General features: G+C 68.7%; 21 protein-coding genes. 19 read left to right on the forward strand and 2 right to left on the reverse strand.

The genetic code is table 11. The annotated features are described in order from the left end of the window. The 11 genes from ACFWWU_RS36380 to ACFWWU_RS36430 all read left to right on the forward strand — a co-directional run. On the forward strand, positions 1-2,139 hold a 2,139-nt coding region (locus tag ACFWWU_RS36380), incomplete at its 5' end, for a DNA methyltransferase (protein WP_384153193.1). Beyond that, positions 2,136-3,197, forward strand: coding sequence for a hypothetical protein (locus ACFWWU_RS36385; protein WP_384153196.1), 1,062 nt, complete (start codon positions 2,136-2,138; stop codon positions 3,195-3,197). The genes ACFWWU_RS36380 and ACFWWU_RS36385, both read left to right, overlap by 4 nt. After that, positions 3,194-3,535 (forward strand): hypothetical protein, encoded by a 342-nt coding sequence (locus ACFWWU_RS36390; RefSeq protein ID WP_384153199.1) that lies wholly within the window; start codon positions 3,194-3,196, stop codon positions 3,533-3,535. The genes ACFWWU_RS36385 and ACFWWU_RS36390 overlap by 4 nt, the downstream gene beginning before the upstream one ends. Continuing rightward, positions 3,535-3,954 carry an HNH endonuclease gene (locus tag ACFWWU_RS36395; protein ID WP_384153202.1) on the forward strand — a complete coding sequence of 140 codons (420 nt, stop codon included), beginning with the start codon at positions 3,535-3,537 and terminating at the stop codon, positions 3,952-3,954. Before ACFWWU_RS36390 ends, ACFWWU_RS36395 begins: the two co-directional genes overlap by 1 nt. Beyond that, on the forward strand, positions 3,954-4,733 hold the full coding sequence (locus ACFWWU_RS36400) for a hypothetical protein (protein ID WP_384153205.1): 780 nt from the start codon (positions 3,954-3,956) through the stop codon (positions 4,731-4,733). The genes ACFWWU_RS36395 and ACFWWU_RS36400 overlap by 1 nt, the downstream gene beginning before the upstream one ends. After that, positions 4,730-5,062, forward strand: a complete 333-nt coding sequence (locus tag ACFWWU_RS36405) for a hypothetical protein (RefSeq protein WP_384153208.1) — start codon at positions 4,730-4,732, stop codon at positions 5,060-5,062. The genes ACFWWU_RS36400 and ACFWWU_RS36405 overlap by 4 nt, the downstream gene beginning before the upstream one ends. Further along, positions 5,059-5,694 carry a hypothetical protein gene (locus ACFWWU_RS36410; protein WP_384153211.1) on the forward strand — a complete coding sequence of 212 codons (636 nt, stop codon included), beginning with the start codon at positions 5,059-5,061 and terminating at the stop codon, positions 5,692-5,694. Before ACFWWU_RS36405 ends, ACFWWU_RS36410 begins: the two co-directional genes overlap by 4 nt. Positions 5,695-5,697: 3 nt before the next feature. Continuing rightward, positions 5,698-6,180, forward strand: a complete 483-nt coding sequence (locus tag ACFWWU_RS36415) for a single-stranded DNA-binding protein (protein ID WP_384153214.1) — start codon at positions 5,698-5,700, stop codon at positions 6,178-6,180. A gap of 7 nt (positions 6,181-6,187) precedes the next feature. Continuing rightward, positions 6,188-6,622, forward strand: a complete 435-nt coding sequence (locus ACFWWU_RS36420; protein WP_384153217.1) for an ASCH domain-containing protein — start codon at positions 6,188-6,190, stop codon at positions 6,620-6,622. 127 nt (positions 6,623-6,749) lie between these two features. Further along, on the forward strand, positions 6,750-7,580 hold the full coding sequence (locus tag ACFWWU_RS36425; protein WP_384153219.1) for a hypothetical protein: 831 nt from the start codon (positions 6,750-6,752) through the stop codon (positions 7,578-7,580). Then, on the forward strand, positions 7,577-7,792 hold the full coding sequence (locus ACFWWU_RS36430) for a helix-turn-helix domain-containing protein (protein ID WP_384153222.1): 216 nt from the start codon (positions 7,577-7,579) through the stop codon (positions 7,790-7,792). The genes ACFWWU_RS36425 and ACFWWU_RS36430 overlap by 4 nt, the downstream gene beginning before the upstream one ends. A 127-nt stretch (positions 7,793-7,919) precedes the next feature. Here ACFWWU_RS36430 and ACFWWU_RS36435 read toward each other — a convergent pair whose 3' ends face one another. Together ACFWWU_RS36435 and ACFWWU_RS36440 are read right to left on the reverse strand one after the other, a co-directional pair. Continuing rightward, positions 7,920-8,129 carry a hypothetical protein gene (locus ACFWWU_RS36435; protein WP_384153225.1) on the reverse strand — a complete coding sequence of 70 codons (210 nt, stop codon included), beginning with the start codon at positions 8,127-8,129 and terminating at the stop codon, positions 7,920-7,922. 96 nt (positions 8,130-8,225) lie between these two features. Next, a complete protein-coding gene (locus ACFWWU_RS36440) occupies positions 8,226-8,405 on the reverse strand; it encodes a hypothetical protein (protein WP_384153228.1) in 180 nt (59 codons plus the stop codon). Positions 8,406-8,506: 101 nt separating this feature from the next. On the opposite strand from ACFWWU_RS36440, the gene ACFWWU_RS36445 reads away from it, so the two are divergent. The 8 genes from ACFWWU_RS36445 to ACFWWU_RS36480 all read left to right on the forward strand — a co-directional run bounded on the left by ACFWWU_RS36445 (position 8,507) and on the right by ACFWWU_RS36480 (position 15,373). Then, positions 8,507-9,034 carry a helix-turn-helix domain-containing protein gene (locus ACFWWU_RS36445; RefSeq protein ID WP_384153231.1) on the forward strand — a complete coding sequence of 176 codons (528 nt, stop codon included), beginning with the start codon at positions 8,507-8,509 and terminating at the stop codon, positions 9,032-9,034. Then, on the forward strand, positions 8,943-10,319 hold the full coding sequence (locus ACFWWU_RS36450; protein ID WP_384153234.1) for a PBSX family phage terminase large subunit: 1,377 nt from the start codon (positions 8,943-8,945) through the stop codon (positions 10,317-10,319). The genes ACFWWU_RS36445 and ACFWWU_RS36450 overlap by 92 nt, the downstream gene beginning before the upstream one ends. An 11-nt stretch (positions 10,320-10,330) precedes the next feature. Then, entirely contained in the window at positions 10,331-11,902 is a 1,572-nt protein-coding gene (locus ACFWWU_RS36455; RefSeq protein WP_384153237.1) for a capsid protein, read from the forward strand. An 11-nt stretch (positions 11,903-11,913) separates the two neighbouring features. Beyond that, positions 11,914-13,905, forward strand: coding sequence for a phage minor capsid protein (locus tag ACFWWU_RS36460; protein WP_384153240.1), 1,992 nt, complete (start codon positions 11,914-11,916; stop codon positions 13,903-13,905). Next, entirely contained in the window at positions 13,902-14,045 is a 144-nt protein-coding gene (locus ACFWWU_RS36465; protein WP_384153243.1) for a hypothetical protein, read from the forward strand. The genes ACFWWU_RS36460 and ACFWWU_RS36465 overlap by 4 nt, the downstream gene beginning before the upstream one ends. Positions 14,046-14,216: 171 nt before the next feature. Next, positions 14,217-14,405 carry a hypothetical protein gene (locus ACFWWU_RS36470; RefSeq protein ID WP_384153246.1) on the forward strand — a complete coding sequence of 63 codons (189 nt, stop codon included), beginning with the start codon at positions 14,217-14,219 and terminating at the stop codon, positions 14,403-14,405. Then, positions 14,405-14,572, forward strand: a complete 168-nt coding sequence (locus ACFWWU_RS36475) for a hypothetical protein (protein ID WP_384153249.1) — start codon at positions 14,405-14,407, stop codon at positions 14,570-14,572. Before ACFWWU_RS36470 ends, ACFWWU_RS36475 begins: the two co-directional genes overlap by 1 nt. Before the next feature lie 120 nt (positions 14,573-14,692). Next, positions 14,693-15,373, forward strand: coding sequence for a hypothetical protein (locus ACFWWU_RS36480; RefSeq protein WP_384153253.1), 681 nt, complete (start codon positions 14,693-14,695; stop codon positions 15,371-15,373). Positions 15,374-15,383: the final 10 nt, after the last annotated feature.

Below are 15,383 nucleotides of genomic sequence, written 5' to 3' on the forward strand. Positions count from 1 at the left end.
GTCTCGCTCTTCGACGCAGTGTCGCTCGACGAGGCATCCGTGCTCCGCTCGTTCGGGTCGAAGACCTACCAGGAGTTCCTCGGCCTCTTCGCCGATGTGCCGTACCGGTTCGTCGCGACCGCGACCCCGTCGCCCAACCGTCACAAGGAGCTGATCCACTACGCCGGGTTCCTCGGCATCATGGACACCGGCGCCGCCCTCACCCGGTTCTTCCAGCGTGACTCGTCAACTGCAGGCAACCTCACGCTGTACCCGCACAAGGAGCGCGAGTTCTGGCTGTGGCTGAACACGTGGGCATGCTTCGTGCAGCGCCCGTCCGACCTCGGCTACTCCGACGACGGCTACGAGCTCCCGCCGATCGACGTGCGCTGGCACGAGGTCGCCGTCGACCTGCAATCCGAGCAGGTCGAGCGCGACGGGCAGGGCGTGCTCGTGCGCGGCGGCGCGCTCTCGATGGTCGACGCGGCCCGCGAGAAGCGACAGACCATGACGGAGCGCATCACTCACGCCATGACCCTCGTGCGCGAGCACCGCGCGGCCGGCGACGAACAGATCGTGATCTGGTGCCACCTGAACGACGAGCAGACCGCGCTCGAGCGGGCACTCGCCTCCGAGGGCATCACTTACTCCTCCGTGCACGGCGCGCTCGCTGACGACGAGGCCGAGCGCCGCCTCGACGCGTGGCGGGAGAAGGACACCGCCGAGCTGATCGGCAAGCCGGTGATGCTCGGCCAGGGCATGAACCTGCAGCAGTCGCACGTCGCGATCTTCGTCGGCATCGACTTCAAGTTCAACGACACGATCCAAGCCGTGCACCGCATCCAGCGGTACGGGCAGGAGCACCCCGTCACCGTGCATCTGGTCTACGCCGAGTCGGAGACCGAAGTGCGCTCCACGCTCGAGTCGAAGTGGGCCGAGCACGACCGCCTCACCGACACCATGTCGGACATCATCCGCGAGTTCGGGCTGAACCCGCAGGCGATCGGCACCGAGCTGACGCGCGCGATGGGCGCCGAGCGTGCCGAGTACTCGGGCGACGGCTGGACGATCTCGCTGAACGACTCCGTCGCGGAGTGGCGCGACCACGTCGAGCCGAACTCCATGGGCCTCATCGTGACGTCGATCCCGTTCGGCAACCACTACGAGTACTCGCCGAACTACGCCGACTTCGGCCACACCGACGACAACGACCACTTCTGGTGGCAGATGGACTACCTCACCCCGTCGCTGCTGCGCTCGCTCATGCCGGGCCGGATCATGGCCGTGCACGTGAAGGACCGTCTCCTGTTCGGCTCCGTCACGGGGAAGGGCCGCTATACGGTCTCCCCGCTGCACGCCGAGGCGATCGCGCACTACACCGGGCACGGGTTCGACTACCACGGCATGATCACGGTCACGACTGACGTCGTGCGCGAGAACAACCAGACGTACCGGCTGTCGTACACGAAGATGCTCAAGGACCACGGGCCCATGGGTGTCGGCTCCCCCGAGTACGTGCTGCTGTTCGGCAAGCCCCAGACCGACCGGTCCAAGGGCTGGTCCGACGAGCGGATCGTGAAGGCCGCCGCGGAGTACTCGGTCGGCCGGTGGCAGATCGACGCCGCCGCCGACTGGCGCACCGGCGGCGACCGCCTGCTGTCCGTCGACGAGCTCGCGGCGCTCGACCCGGAGTCCCGTCAGCGCCTCTTCACCGAGCAGTCGCTGCGGTCGGTCTACGACTACGACGCGCACGTGGCACTCGCGAACGACCTCGCCGCGAAGCACGCCCTCCCGGGCACGTTCGCATCCCTCGTGCCCGGGTCATGGCGGCCCGACGTTTGGCACGACATCCTCCGCATCGACACGCTGAACAGCGAGCAGAAGCGCCGCAACGTCGAGAACCACATCTGCCCGTTCCCGCTCGACATCCCTCGCCGCCTGATCAACGAGTACTCGAACCCGGGAGATCTCGTCGGCGACCCGTTCTCCGGTATCGGCTCGACCGTGCTGTGCGCAGTCGAGGCCGGCCGCCGCGGCTTCGGGTCCGAACTGAACCCGGCATCCGTGGCCGACTCGCTCGTGTACCTGCGACGCCACGATGACCGCGCGAACGTGCCGACCCTGTTCGACCTCCTCGACCTCGAAGGGAGCGCAGCATGAAGCCGTGCAGCAAGCCCGGATGCGGGCGCGGCGTGACCGCGCGCGGCATGTGTCGGAAGCACTACCTCGCCGCGTGGCGGGCCGGAACCATGGATGCCGCGCCGACGCGCAGCCGCACCCTGCCCGAGTGCCCGGAGACGCATGCACACGACCTCGAGACGTGCTGGGCCGAGCACGGCTGCCGGTGCGCCCAGTGCAGGCACCTGCGGAAGATGGAGCGTCAGCGGCGCCGGAACCGGCTGCGCGCGTACGGGCGCGAAGATCAGATCGCCCCGGCGCGTGTACCCGCTGGGCCGGTCCGTGACCGTCTGGTCGAACTGCAGGATGCCGGGTTCGGGCTTGAGCGTGTAGCGGATGCCGCACAGGTGCCCCGGTCCGCCGTCATGGACATCTACTTCGGCCCGCGCGGGGCCGGCGTTCAGCCGAAGCCGATCAGCGAGCGTGTGACGCGCGCGTCTCATGCTGCACGTCTCCTGGCGGTCGACCCCGCGCAGATCGATGCAGCCCTCGTCCCGTCGACTGGCACTACGCGGCGGCTCCAGGCGCTCGTCGCCGTCGGCTACACCGAGACCGAGATCGCGCAACGCCTCGGGATGGATGTCACGAACCTGTCGACCCTGATGCACGACGGGCGACCTCGCGTGCTGGCCGCCACGTTCGTCTCGGTGCGCAGCGTGTTCGCGAGCCTGTGGGCTGAGCCGCAGTCAGGTGGCTGGGCTGACAATGCGCGCCGTGTGGCGAAGCGCCACGGATGGGCAGGCCCGCTCGCGTGGGACGACATTGACGACCCCGCCGAGCGGCCGAACACCATCGGCGCCGCCGACGCGGAACCCACCATCGATGAGACCGCCGTCGAACTCGCTCTGACCGGTGCACGCGTTCGGCTCACCGCGCTCGAGCGGCGTGAAGCGGTAACCCGAGCGCACGCGCGCCGGTGGAGCGATACGCGCATCGCTGAGACTCTCCACATCGCCGATCGCACGGTGCTCCGCATCCGCCAGGATCTCGGGCTCGAAGCGTTCGAGTACTCCGACCTCGTGAAAGCAGGTGCGGCATGAGCGGCATCGCACTTCCTCTCGGTGGCGAGCACTGCTCACCGATCGACGTCGCCGAGTTCGATGGCGCTGAGATGCGTGTCGGCGATCGGATCACGTTCAGAGCGATGGATCACAGCGGCGACCAATCCCGAGAGGTGTCGGTCACAGGTGAGCTTCGCGAGCTCTACGTCGAGAAGCACCCGAGCACCCTGCGCTACCGGCCAGAGGGCTCCGTCTTCGCGGAAGTCCTCCTCACGAGCGGGACGTGGGCGCGCTGCTGGTTCATGCGTGACCGGCCCCGGCTCGCCTCCGACCTCGAGGGCACGATCGGCGCTGCGCCGGAAGGGGCGATGTTCTGATGATCGGGCCGAAGCGCACGCCGCTCACGAAGGCCGAGGAGCGCGATGCCTACGAGACGGTGACGCACCGCGACGCAGGCACCTGCCAGCGGTGCCGCCGTCCCGGTCTTCACGTCGAGCGCGATCACCGGCAGGGACGTGACGCGTTCAACACGACGCCGGCGAACCTGCAGCTCCTCTGCGGCCCGTTCTCCCCCGAGGGTGGCTGCCACCTCTGGAAGACCGAGCACCCCGCCGAGGCGCTCGCTGAGGGCTGGACGGTCCCGCGTCATGCGGACCCCGCCGAGTGGCCTGCACGCCGCTGGCTCCGCGCGGTCTTCGGCCTCCGCGCCGCCTGGGTGCTCTACCGGAACGACGGGACGTGGGTCGAGATCACCGAGCACGACGCGCTCGAGCGCATGGGAAGAGAGGGCACCTGATGGTGTGGCAGAAGATCGATGACCAGTTCGGCGTCTCGCAGAAGGTCATCCGCATCCCCCGGAAGCGGCGGCAGCAGATCGTCGGCCTGTGGGCGCTCGCGGGCAACTACGCCGTGCGCGCGCTCACCGACGGCGTGCTCGAAGAGCACGAGCTCGACGAGCTCGACGCCCGTCGCACCGACGTCGACGAGCTTGTGCGCGTCGAGCTGATGCACCGCCACGGGTTCCCGTGCGACTCGGAGTACTGCACGCCGGCACCCGAGGGCGGGGTCACGCTGCACGACTTCCTCCGCTACAACCCGTCGAAGGCTGAGGTGGAGGCTGGCCGGGAGGCCGAGCGAGTCCGCAAGGCCGCCTATCGGGAGTCCAAGCGGCGTCCCGCTGGGACAGACAGCGGGACACCCGCCGGAAGTGATGCCGCGTCCGAACACCCCGTCCCAGTCCCGTCCCGTCCCGTCCCCATGACTGACTTAACGCCAGCTACCGAGTCCAGTCCAGAAGTAGACGCGAGCGTTTCGACTGACTCGGGTGACCTGTCGCCAGCAGTGAGGGCGCTCGCCGCGCAGGCGGGCATCACGAGCGTGGCCGCGATCGTCGAGCAGATCCGGAAGTGGACGCAACGCGAGGTCGCCCCGGAGGTCGCAGTCGGCATCGCCCGGCACCTGCTGTCGAAGGCGAAGGGCGAGCCGCGGGCGCCGCAGCGGTACGTGTTCCGTGCGATCTCGCAGTCGCCGCTCGAGGTACAGCAGTTCATCGACGAAGCGGGACTGGCCGCATGAGCGTCGAGGTGCGGTTCAGCCTCCCGGATGCCGTGTGGTGGCAGCTCACCGCTCGCGCCGAGGACGCCGGCGTCGATGCTCGCGAGTACGTGGCCCGAATCATCCGCGAGGAGGTCGTCTCGCCGCGACCGGAGCAGATCACGGAGTCCGTGCTCCGCCTCCACCATGCGGGCCTCACGATCCCGCTCATCGCCCGCCGTCTCGACCTCACGAACCAGGCAGTGCAGACCCGGCTCTACACGGCTGGGCTGCGCGGCAACAAGCCGTCGGACGCCACCAAGGCGATCCTCGCGCAACTCAACGAACCCACGAAGGAGCACGCAGCATGACGCAGAACATCCCCTACGACGAAGCCCGCCGGCAGTTCCGCAGCGAGACGACCGAGCATGAGCTCACGATCCTCCACGAGGACGGCGTGTACCGCCACCTCCGCGTCGCGAAGCCTGGCACGGGCATGTGGCACTGGGACATCATCACGTGGCCCGGCTACCTCACGATCGTCGGCGACATCGGCGACGGCTACACGTTCAAGCGTGAGCTTGACATGTTCACCTGGTTCAGCACGCGCGGCGTCGAGCCCTACGACATCAACCCGAGCTATTGGCGGCAGAAGCTCGTGAGCAGCCTCACCGAGAACGTGGAGACCTTCTCCGGCCGCAAGTTCGTCGCGTGGATGCGCGAGACCGTCACCGAGCACTACGACGGCGAGGCGATGCCCGACGAGGTCACCGCAGGGCTCGCGGAGCTCGAGGAGTGCGACCACTACGACCAGGCGCACGGCGTCGCCCAGGAGTTCGGCGACGAGCACCGCCTCGGCGAGCTCTTCGAGGACATGTGGGACGTCTCGTTCCAGGACTACGACCACCATTTCCTGCTCGCCTGCTTCGCGATCGTCGACGGCATCCGCCGCTACCGCGCCACCAAGGCAAGCACCGACACCACCACCACGAAGGAGGCCTGAACCATGGCAGGCGAAACCATCATCACTGTCGTCGGGAATCTGACGGCTGACCCCGAGCTGAGGTTCACGCAGAACGGCCTCGCAGTCGCGAACTTCACCATCGCAAGCACCCCGCGCACCTTCGACCGCCAGGCGAACGACTGGAAGGACGGCGACGCACTGTTCCTCCGGGCGTCGTGCTGGCGCGAGTTCGCCGAGCACGTCGCCGGGTCGCTGACGAAGGGCATGCGCGTCATCGCGTCGGGCCGACTCAAGCAGCGCTCGTACGAGACAAAGGAGGGCGAGAAGCGCACGAGCATCGAGCTCGAGGTCGACGAGATCGGCCCCTCGCTCCGGTACGCGACCGCGTCAGTCACGCGGGCGCAGTCGAACCGCGGCGCGGCGCCGGCGGCGGATGCCGGGTGGAGCGCGACCCCGCCGCCCGCGGCCGAGCCGGTCACCGATCAGGCGTGGGGAGGCGGGTATGTCGACGAGACCCCGTTCTGATCCCGAGATGCGCGTGCTCACCGTGCGCCAGCCCTGGGCGTGGGCGATCATCCACGGCGGGAAGGACGTCGAGAACCGGGTGCGGAACATCGCAGGCGGATACCGCGGGCCGGTCGCGATCCACGCCGGGCTTGCGCCGATCGCGTGGGATGACGTGTACGCGGTGCGCGACGTGCTCGGGCGGGATGCGTTCAGCTTTGGGAGCGAAGGCTGGCGGGGTGCCCACGGGCGGATCATCGGCGTGGTCGACCTCGTCGACGTGCACCTGACCGACAGCGCGGAATGCTACTCCTGCGAGCCGTGGGCCGAGCCGTTCGGCTGGCACCTCGTGCTCGCGAACCCGCGACCTCTCGCCGAGCCGATCCCGTTCCGTGGTGCGCTCGGCCTCCGCCGCCTCGATGACCCGACGCGCCTCCTCGTCGAGAGCGAGCTTGCCCCATGACGAAGCCTGCCTACGTCCCTCCACCGACCCACGACCGCACTCCGCGGCGCCCGTGCTGTGCCTGCTGCAAGACGCCCGGCTTCGGGTGCGCGAACCTCACCTGCCACTGCCACCCCAAGGAGACCCGATGAACGCTCTCTGCGTCACCACCATCGGCCTGCCCGGCATCCGGCCATGCGCCGAGACGGGCGCGCACCGCGTGACCTGTCCCGACCACCCCGGCTGGGCCAAGAACCCCGGCACATGCTGGGGCTGCCTCCCCCGGGCAGCCGACCGCGGCCACCTCTGCAACCACTGCTACGAGCGCACCGTGAACGCGGTCGCCGGATGGCACAAGTTCCGACTCGCGATCGACGAAGCCGAGGGCCGGCTCGTGTCCCCGGACGCCGGCGGAGTCCAAGGCGCCACCCCCGGCGGCTACTCGAACCTCAGCCTCGTGTTCCTCACCGTCAACGAGTGCGAGGGGTTCCTGGCATCCCGTGCACATCGGACCGTCGACCTCTGGGTGCAGGACGAGCTCGGGGCACGTGACGCCATCCAGTTCGCGCACGCCGCCGAGCGCGCCTACCGAGACTTGGAGACCGTCGCGCACGAGCAGCCCATCACCCGCCAACGCTGCCCCGGCTGCGAGAACCTCACCCTCACGGGCAACCCGTCCCGCGAGGTCCGCGGGCTGACGATCGTCGAGTGCCAGTGGTGCGGATACGTCATCGATCAGTTCCGCATGACGCCGCCACGCTGGTTCGGGTCCCCGACTTGCGAGCACCAGCTGCACGCCGACTGCGACAGCCTCGCCTGCCCGTGCGACTGCCACATCCTCGGCGCCCAGTCCCGGCCCGGCGGGGTGCAGGCGCTCTGGGATGCCGACCAGCACACCACGAACCCGGGCTACCGCACCGACTGGATCATCACCGACTCGCTCACCATCGAGCCCCGACCTGAAAGCGCAGCAGCATGACCGGAACACCGAAGGAGTGGGTCACGGTGAAGGAAGCCGCCGTCCTGGCCGGGAAGAAGCCCCGCACGATCTACGAGTGGATCGAGGACGACCGGCTCGCCGTCCGCCGAGACGAGCAGAACCGCATGGTCGTGCTCTCGAGGGCGGTGGTCCGCGTCGAGCCGACGATCCGCCGCGGCCGCCCGAGGGGGAAGCCGACACGCCGCATCTGAACAGCGCCGAGATAATACGCAAAAGCCGCAATTGATGCACGATAGAACGTAGATGGTGGATCACTCCGCCCAGAACGAAACCCCCAGCCAGAAGGCGTGGGGGTTTCGTCGTTCCAGGATGCCTCGACTACCGCTTGCCCTTCGGGATCACCGCGTCGAGCGCATGCGAAAGCTTCTCCCCCAGCGGTGACTCACCGAGCACGAACCCGTTGATCTCCTGCGAGATCGACAGCAGCGCGAGCACCTGGGCGTAGGCGAGCTTCTGCTCGACAGTCTCCAGCTCCGATTCCTTGGGCAGCGCATCCGTCGCCGACCACCACATGTTGCTCGTGTCCACACGAACTCCTTCCCCGACCTCGGCCTCTCCGACAGTCGGCAGAGCTCACCCTCCCAGCAGCCGCCGACACCGGCGACGACGGATGCATGGCGCTTACTAGCTCCGTGCTTCGGCCAGCTGCTTCACCGCGATGGCAAGGTTCGACACCGCCAGAGCAAGATTCTCCCGGTAGTGATCGTCCGGAGTAACCACCCCACCGCGCTGGATCACGTTGACCGCATCAATCGCCTGGTTCGCTGCAATGCTCGCGGATCGTGCCGCGTCCTGAATGCTCATTCCCACACTCTCCCACCCGACGCCGACACACGGCTAGAACCCCGAACGCGTCCATACGGCGCACACCGCAAGGGCAAGAGGCCCGAACGAGGTGAACAACCATGGCGCGACGCGGCACATTCGACAGCAAACGCGCAGAGGCGCGGCGACTCTTCGACGAGGGCCTGTCATGCAATGCAATCGCGAAGCGCCTGAAGTGCTCACCGTCGACCGTGTCTCGGTGGGCGAGGGCCGAGGGCCTGTCGTTCGATCGGACGCAGACGGCTGCCGCTGTCGAGGCGCACACTGTCGACCTCGCCGCCGAGCGACTTTTGCTCGCCGAGGAGATGATGGCCGCCGGGCGTGTTGCGCTGCAGGAGATCCGAGGCCCCGTCACCGTGTACAACTTCGGCGGTAAGGACAACACGTTCCGGCAGCGGAAGCTCGACCGGGCACCCATGGGCATGCGCCGCGAGGCTCTCACCGCTGCGGGGATCGCGTTCGATAAGGCGACCCGCATCGTGGAGAAGGACAACGGCGGCCTCGACCAGGCGGTCGGTGTGCTCGACCAGATCGCGGAGGGCTTCAAGGCGGCTGCCGAGAAGTACCGGGCGGAGACGCTGGCTGAGGGCACCGATGAACCTGAGTGAGATCGAACGGCTCGTATCGAAGGCGCAGATCCTCTCCATCGTCGACGCGATGAATCGGAAGCTGGCCCTCTGGTACGGCTCAGTGTCCGCCGGGAAGACGGTCGCGTCGCTGTTCGCGTTCCTCCTCGCAGTGATCGTCGCCCCGAAGACCGGGCTGATCATCATCGTCGGGAAGAGCCTGCAGACCGTCTACCAAAACGTGTTCGTGCTGTTCCAGAACACCAGCATCTTCGGCTCGATCATCTCCTCGCAGATCCACTACACGCCCGGCGCGACGTCTGCAACGATCTTCGGCCGCGAGGTCATGATCGTGGGTGCGAACGATGCGAAGGCTGTCGGCCGTATCCAGGGCGCGACGGTCGCGCTCGCGTACGTCGACGAGGCAGCACTCCTCCCCGAGGAGTTCTGGAACATGCTCGTCTCCCGTCTCCGCGTCGCCGGGGCCCGGCTGCTCGCGACCATGAACCCCGCGTCTCGGAACCACTGGATCAGGAAGAAGTGGATTCTCCCCGCTGGCGAGAAGAACCTCGTCTCGTTCCACTTCACGATGGCCGACAACCCGAACCTCGACGCCGACTACATCGCCGACATGGAGGCCTCGTTCTCCGGGGTCTTCTACGACCGGATGATCAAGGGCGAATGGACGAACGCCGCCGGCGCCGTCTACCCGATGTGGGACCCGACACGGCACGTCATCCCGTTCGAGGCGATGCCGCCGCTGCAGGATGTCCTCGGCTTCGGCATGGACTACGGCACCACGAACCCGACCACGGCGATGATGCTCGGCCTGACCGACGAGCAGAAGCCGCGCCTCGTGTTCATGGACGAGTGGGGCTACGACCCCGCCGACGACGCCAACCACGGCGTACGGCTCACCGACGCCGAACTCTCCAAGCGGTTCCGCGCCTGGCTCCCGACACCGCACACGCCTGTGCCGAACGGGCTGCAGCCGCGCTTCATCATGCTCGACCCGGCCGCCGCGTCGTTCCGCACACAACTGCATCAGGATCTCCGCGGCTCTGGCCTCTCGCCGTGGGCTGCCGATCATGACGTGCTCAAGGGCATCGCGACGATGGGCAACCTGCTCGCCAACGATCAGCTGCTCGTCACCGACAGGTGCGCTCGCTTTCAAGGCGAAGTGTCCGAGTACCAGTGGTCCGACAAGGCCACTGAAGAGGGCCACGACGAGGTCGTGAAAGAGAACGACCACTGGCTCGACGGCGGCCGCTACATCACCCATTCGACGAAGACGTACTGGCAGGGCGAGCTCGCTCAGGCCGCGTGAGAGGAGCCACCGTGCCGCTGCCCCTCCCGAACACAGCTTGGCCGCCCGCCCCGTGGGACGCGGCATACCGCACCTACGCCGAGAACGAGGCCTGGTACCTCGGCGACACCGACGCGCTCGAGCGCATCTACCGTCGCGACGAGCAGCAGACACGGACCGACTACGTGCGCCACGGCCAGCCGATGCGCGGCGGGATCGTGGGCGCGGCGGCTCGCATGTTCTGGGGCCGCCCGGTCCCGGCAGGCGAGAACCGTACGCGGCTGCACATTCCGGCGCCCGCTGATCTCGCGACGCTCTCGAGCGACCTGATCTTCGCCGAGCCTCCCGAGGTCACGCTCAGCGCCACCGGTGCGGCGAAGACCGCACAGGCCCGCCTCGACCTCATCGCGAACTCCGATGAGGCGCACAGCACGTTCAACACCATGGGCGAGCTGAAGGCCGCACTCGGCGCGGTCGCGATCGTGTCCACGTGGGACACCGACGTCGCCGACCACGTGTGGCTCGAAGTCTCCGCGGCCGACGTGATCATCCCCGAGTTCCGCAAGGGCAAGCTCATCGCCTGCACCATGTGGACCGAGTACCGCGACGGCTCCGTCTTCTGGCGCCACCTCGAGCGCCACGAGGTCGGTGCGATCGAGCACGCCCTCTACAAGGGTACCGAGACCAGCATCGGCCGGCGCATGAACCTCGCCGACCGACCGGAGACGACACATCTCGCGACGATGGTCGACGCGGAGTCCCGCATCCTCACGAAGCTCGACCGACTCACGGTGTCGTACAACCAGAACATGCCGACGCGCGCATGGCGGAAGCGCGGCGAGCTCGCCTACACAGGTCGTTCGGACTTCGCCGGTCTGCACCCGCTGTTCGATGCGCTTGACGAGACGTGGTCGTCGTGGATGCGCGACCTCAAGCAGGGCGCCGGCAAGATCCTCGCCCCCGAGGCCGCGCTCGACTTCGGCGGCCGCGGTAAGGGTGCGTCACTCGACCTCGGCCGTGAGGTGTTCGTCGGCCTCAACACGCCCGGCGACCCCGACAAGATGGCCCTCGACCAGGTGCAGTTCGAGATCCGCGTCGAGGAGCACGAGCGCACCGCGTACGCCCTGTACCGCGAGATCCTTCGCGCCGCCGGCTACTCGCAGTCAGCGTGGGGCGACTACGGCGAGGGAAGCGGGCAGACCGCGACAGAGATCGAAGACCGCGACAAGGCGTCCGAGCGCACGCGTGACAAGAAGATCCTTTTCGACAAGCGCGCCATCGGCCAGCAGGCCTCCGTGGCGCTCGAGCTCGACGGCATCCTCTTCTCCGGCAAGGGCGGCGGGAAGTTCGACCTCCCCGTCGTCACTTTCCCCGACGTGTCACAGGAGGACCCGGAAAAGCTCGCCCGCACCCTCTCGCTCCTCGACGCGGCGGCCGCGATCTCGACGGAGCAGAAGGTTCGCCGCGCGAACCCCGACTGGGACGACATCCAGGTCGGCGAGGAGGTCACGAAGATCCGAAACGACCGCGCGACGGCACCGGACCCCGCCACCTTCACCGGGGATGAGCCGCCCGCTCCTGAGGACGACGCAGACGACGAGTAGGCGGTGCGCCCGTGGCTCTCTTCGTTCCCGATCCTGACGGGCTCCCCGTCGAGGAGATGATCGAGCAGCTTGCGCTCGAGATCGCGGCCCGGTACGCAGGCGCCGAGGACGAGCTGATCCGCGAGGTCGCCTCTCGCGCACGCCGCCACATGGAGCTGATCAGCCAGCTGCACACGGCGCCCGCTGGTGCAGGCCTCACGGTCGCTGAGCGCATCCGGCAGAACCGCATCCTCGCCGAGCTGTCGGCGCACCGCGCACGCTCCATCCGCGAGCTGCAATTCGCCGCCGCCGCGATCGTCGAGAAGCTCCGCGCCGACGACCTCGCGCGACGTGTGGTGGAGATCGCGGCACGTGAGGGTGAAGCGGCAGCGGCCGCACGTCTCGGGCTCGCCGGCATCGTCCCGACGGGTGTCGCCTCCACGCCGTTCATCGGCGGGGCCGCGGCCGTCTCGACGACGACACTCACGGGCAGCGCGACGCAGGCCGTCGCAGCCGTCGTGCTCTCGCTCGATTCTCGGCTCGAGGCGCTGAACCAGCGCCTCACCCGGTACCCGCAGGACGCGTACCAGCGCATCGTGTCGATCTACTCGCCGACCACCCTCCTCGGTGTGACGACGTCGCGCGTGATGCAGGCGCAGGCGGTGCAGCGGTTCCTCTCCGAGGGCATCAGCGACTTCATCGACCGCGGCAACCGGCGCTGGACCATCGGCGCCTATGCGGAGATGGCGGGGCGCACCACCGTGAACCGGGCGTTCAACGACGCCGGTGTGTGGCGGATGCAGCAGTCCGGCATCGACCTCGTCACCGTCGTGCGCGGTCTCGACTCGTGCGAGAAGTGCGCAGCGTGGGCGGGCAAGATCCTCTCCACGAACGGGGTCGTCGGCCCGGTGACGCTCCCGCACGCGACTGGCGGCGAAGACGTCACGGTCGTCGTCGACGCGACGGTCGACCAGGCGCGCAACGCCGGCTGGAACCACCCGAACTGCCGCTGCCGCCTCGTCGCGTACCTGCCTGGCCTCACCGTTCCACAGTCCGACACCACGTACGACCCGGAGGCGGAGAAGGAGCGCGCGCAGCAGCGCGCGATCGAGCGCGACATCCGCAAGGCGAAGCGCGCCGAGGCCGTCGCACCCGACGAGGTCACCGCCGCACGAGCGCGGCGCGACATCCGCGAGGCGCAGGCCGACATGCGGGCGTTCATCCGCGACACCGGCCGCAACCGTCAGTCGTACCGCGAGCAGCTCCACTTCGCCGATGGCCGCGGGCCTCTCGCCGGTCGAAGCACACCGCGCACCCCGCCGCCCGCTCCGCCGAAGCCCGCCACGAAGCCGACGCCGTCACCAGACGGACCGAACCTCACCGTCGTCCCGCCGCCGGGCACACGCGGAGGCGTGAACATCGCGATCTCGAAGCGCACGACGCTCGGTGTGCAGGCCCGGCAGGCGCGCGCCGCGATCGCGAAGGTGCACCGCATCCCGAAGGACACCCGTCCGGTACGGATCGTCACCGCGAGCACGCAGGCGCAGCACCTCGGCGCGTACTACCCAGGGCGCGGCGAGATCGAGCTGCGCTCGCGCGGGCCGGCTGTGCAACTCACCGCCGCTCACGAGATCGGCCACTACCTCGATCACCGGCTGATCGGGCGCTCGGAGGTCATCTTCGAGTCGAAGCTGCCGACATCGCACGCGACGCAGGAGTGGCTCGCGGCCGTGCGTGCGTCTCCATCGATCGCACGGCTGCAGGCGATCCTCGCGGATGCCACAGACGATCCCGTGCTCGCCGCGCACGTGAAGTACCTGCTGACACCCGCGGAGATGTGGGCGCGCTCGTACGCGCAGTGGATCGCGGTGCGCTCAGGCGACGAGGCGATGCTGCTCGGCGTCGAGTACTGGCTCGAGCGGCCGGACCCGTGGACATCGGCCCGCCAGTGGAGTACACCTGAATTCGAGCCGATCGCGACCGCGATCGACGCGATGTTCCGCGAGAAGGGGCTGCTGAAGTGATCCTCCCCGACGTTGACGTCGCAACGGCCACCGATGACGAGATCATCGCCGGCTACGTCGAGCTCGGATTCGACGAGGACGACGCGCGCACGTACCTCGCGGTGATCCGCAACCCTGATCCGAGATTCCCGGTCGAGTAGATCTCACACGAATACTGAGCCCCGCTGCAGTCGCACGGGGCTCTTCGCATTCCCGGCGGCGGTCAACGAGGGATGAAACGGCCTCGAAGGCTGCTCACGACGCCTCCACCTTTCGGGCAGCAGGCAGACCTGCCGCCGCCGGGAACACACCTCGAGCGAAGGAGCGTCACCATGCCTGCCATCAAGCCGGAACAGCGCTGGGGCGCGCACAAGTACAGCGACGCCGCGCCCGTGCCGCTCGTCTCCGCGCGCTGCCCGTCCGCGCCGGCCGGAGAGTCGAACGCGCACACGTGCAAGCTGCACGCCAGCCACGACGGCGAGCACCGCTGTATCTGCTCGAAGAAGTGGCCGGCCGCCTGATGCCCGGCCTCCACATCTCCTACGCAGCGTGTCGCGCCGCGGCTGCCGAGCGCCGCCGCGTCGAGGCGCAGCGCGCAGCTCGCAAGGACGAGCGCCGTCGCGCCGAGGTCGCTCGCGCCCGAGCGGCCAAGGGCTGGATGCCCGCCGACTTCCCCCTCGCCGCATAGCGGCCCACAGACTCCTGCGTCGTCGCTGCCCCTGCACCGGCGGCGGCGCGGGACCACACGACCTCAGCGCAGGGCTGAGGACGCCGGCAGAGGCCGGAACGAACGAGCTGGAGGCTCACCGTGCACAAGCACACCGCATTCCCCGTCATCCGCGACCGCGACGGCATGGCCGTCCTCGGGCGCACGCTCCATGATCTCCGAGGCATCCGCTTCGACAACGGCGAGGGCGGCAGCACGCCGCCCGCTGCCCCGCCTGCGCCGGCCGCCCCGCCCGCGGCGCCCGCAGCGCCTCCGGCCGCTCCTCCCGCGCCCGCGCCGCCCGCCCCGGCTCCGCCCGCTGCCCCGCCTGCGCCGCCCGCACCCGCGCCCGCGCCGCCGATCCAGTTCCAGGGCGACCCGAACGACTACGTCCGCGACCTCCGCGAAGAGAACAAGACGCGGCGCGAGGCGAACCAGACCCTCACCACTCAGAACGGTGAGCTCACCCAGACCAACGAGACCCTGGCGGCCCAGAACGCGCAGCTCGCACGAGCGAACGCGGTCATCCTCGCCGCTGGCCCTCTCGGAGCGAACGCGTCGGCCATCCTCGACGCGAAGTCGCTCGACACCAAGCTCGCTGCGGTCGATCCCAGCGATCCGGAGGCCGTGAAGGCATTCATCGCAGAGGCGATGGAAGCCAACCCGACCTTCAAGACCGGCCCCGGCCTGCCCCCGACGAGCGGCGGCGGACACCAGGGCGGAACACCCCCAGCAACGCCCAACACCCTCGACGGCGCCATCAAGAAGGCGCTCGGGGGCTGACCAAGGAGCA

Origin of the sequence: Streptomyces sp. NPDC058650 (genome assembly GCF_042717315.1) — a bacterium.
Taxonomy (GTDB): domain Bacteria; phylum Actinomycetota; class Actinomycetes; order Streptomycetales; family Streptomycetaceae; genus Streptomyces.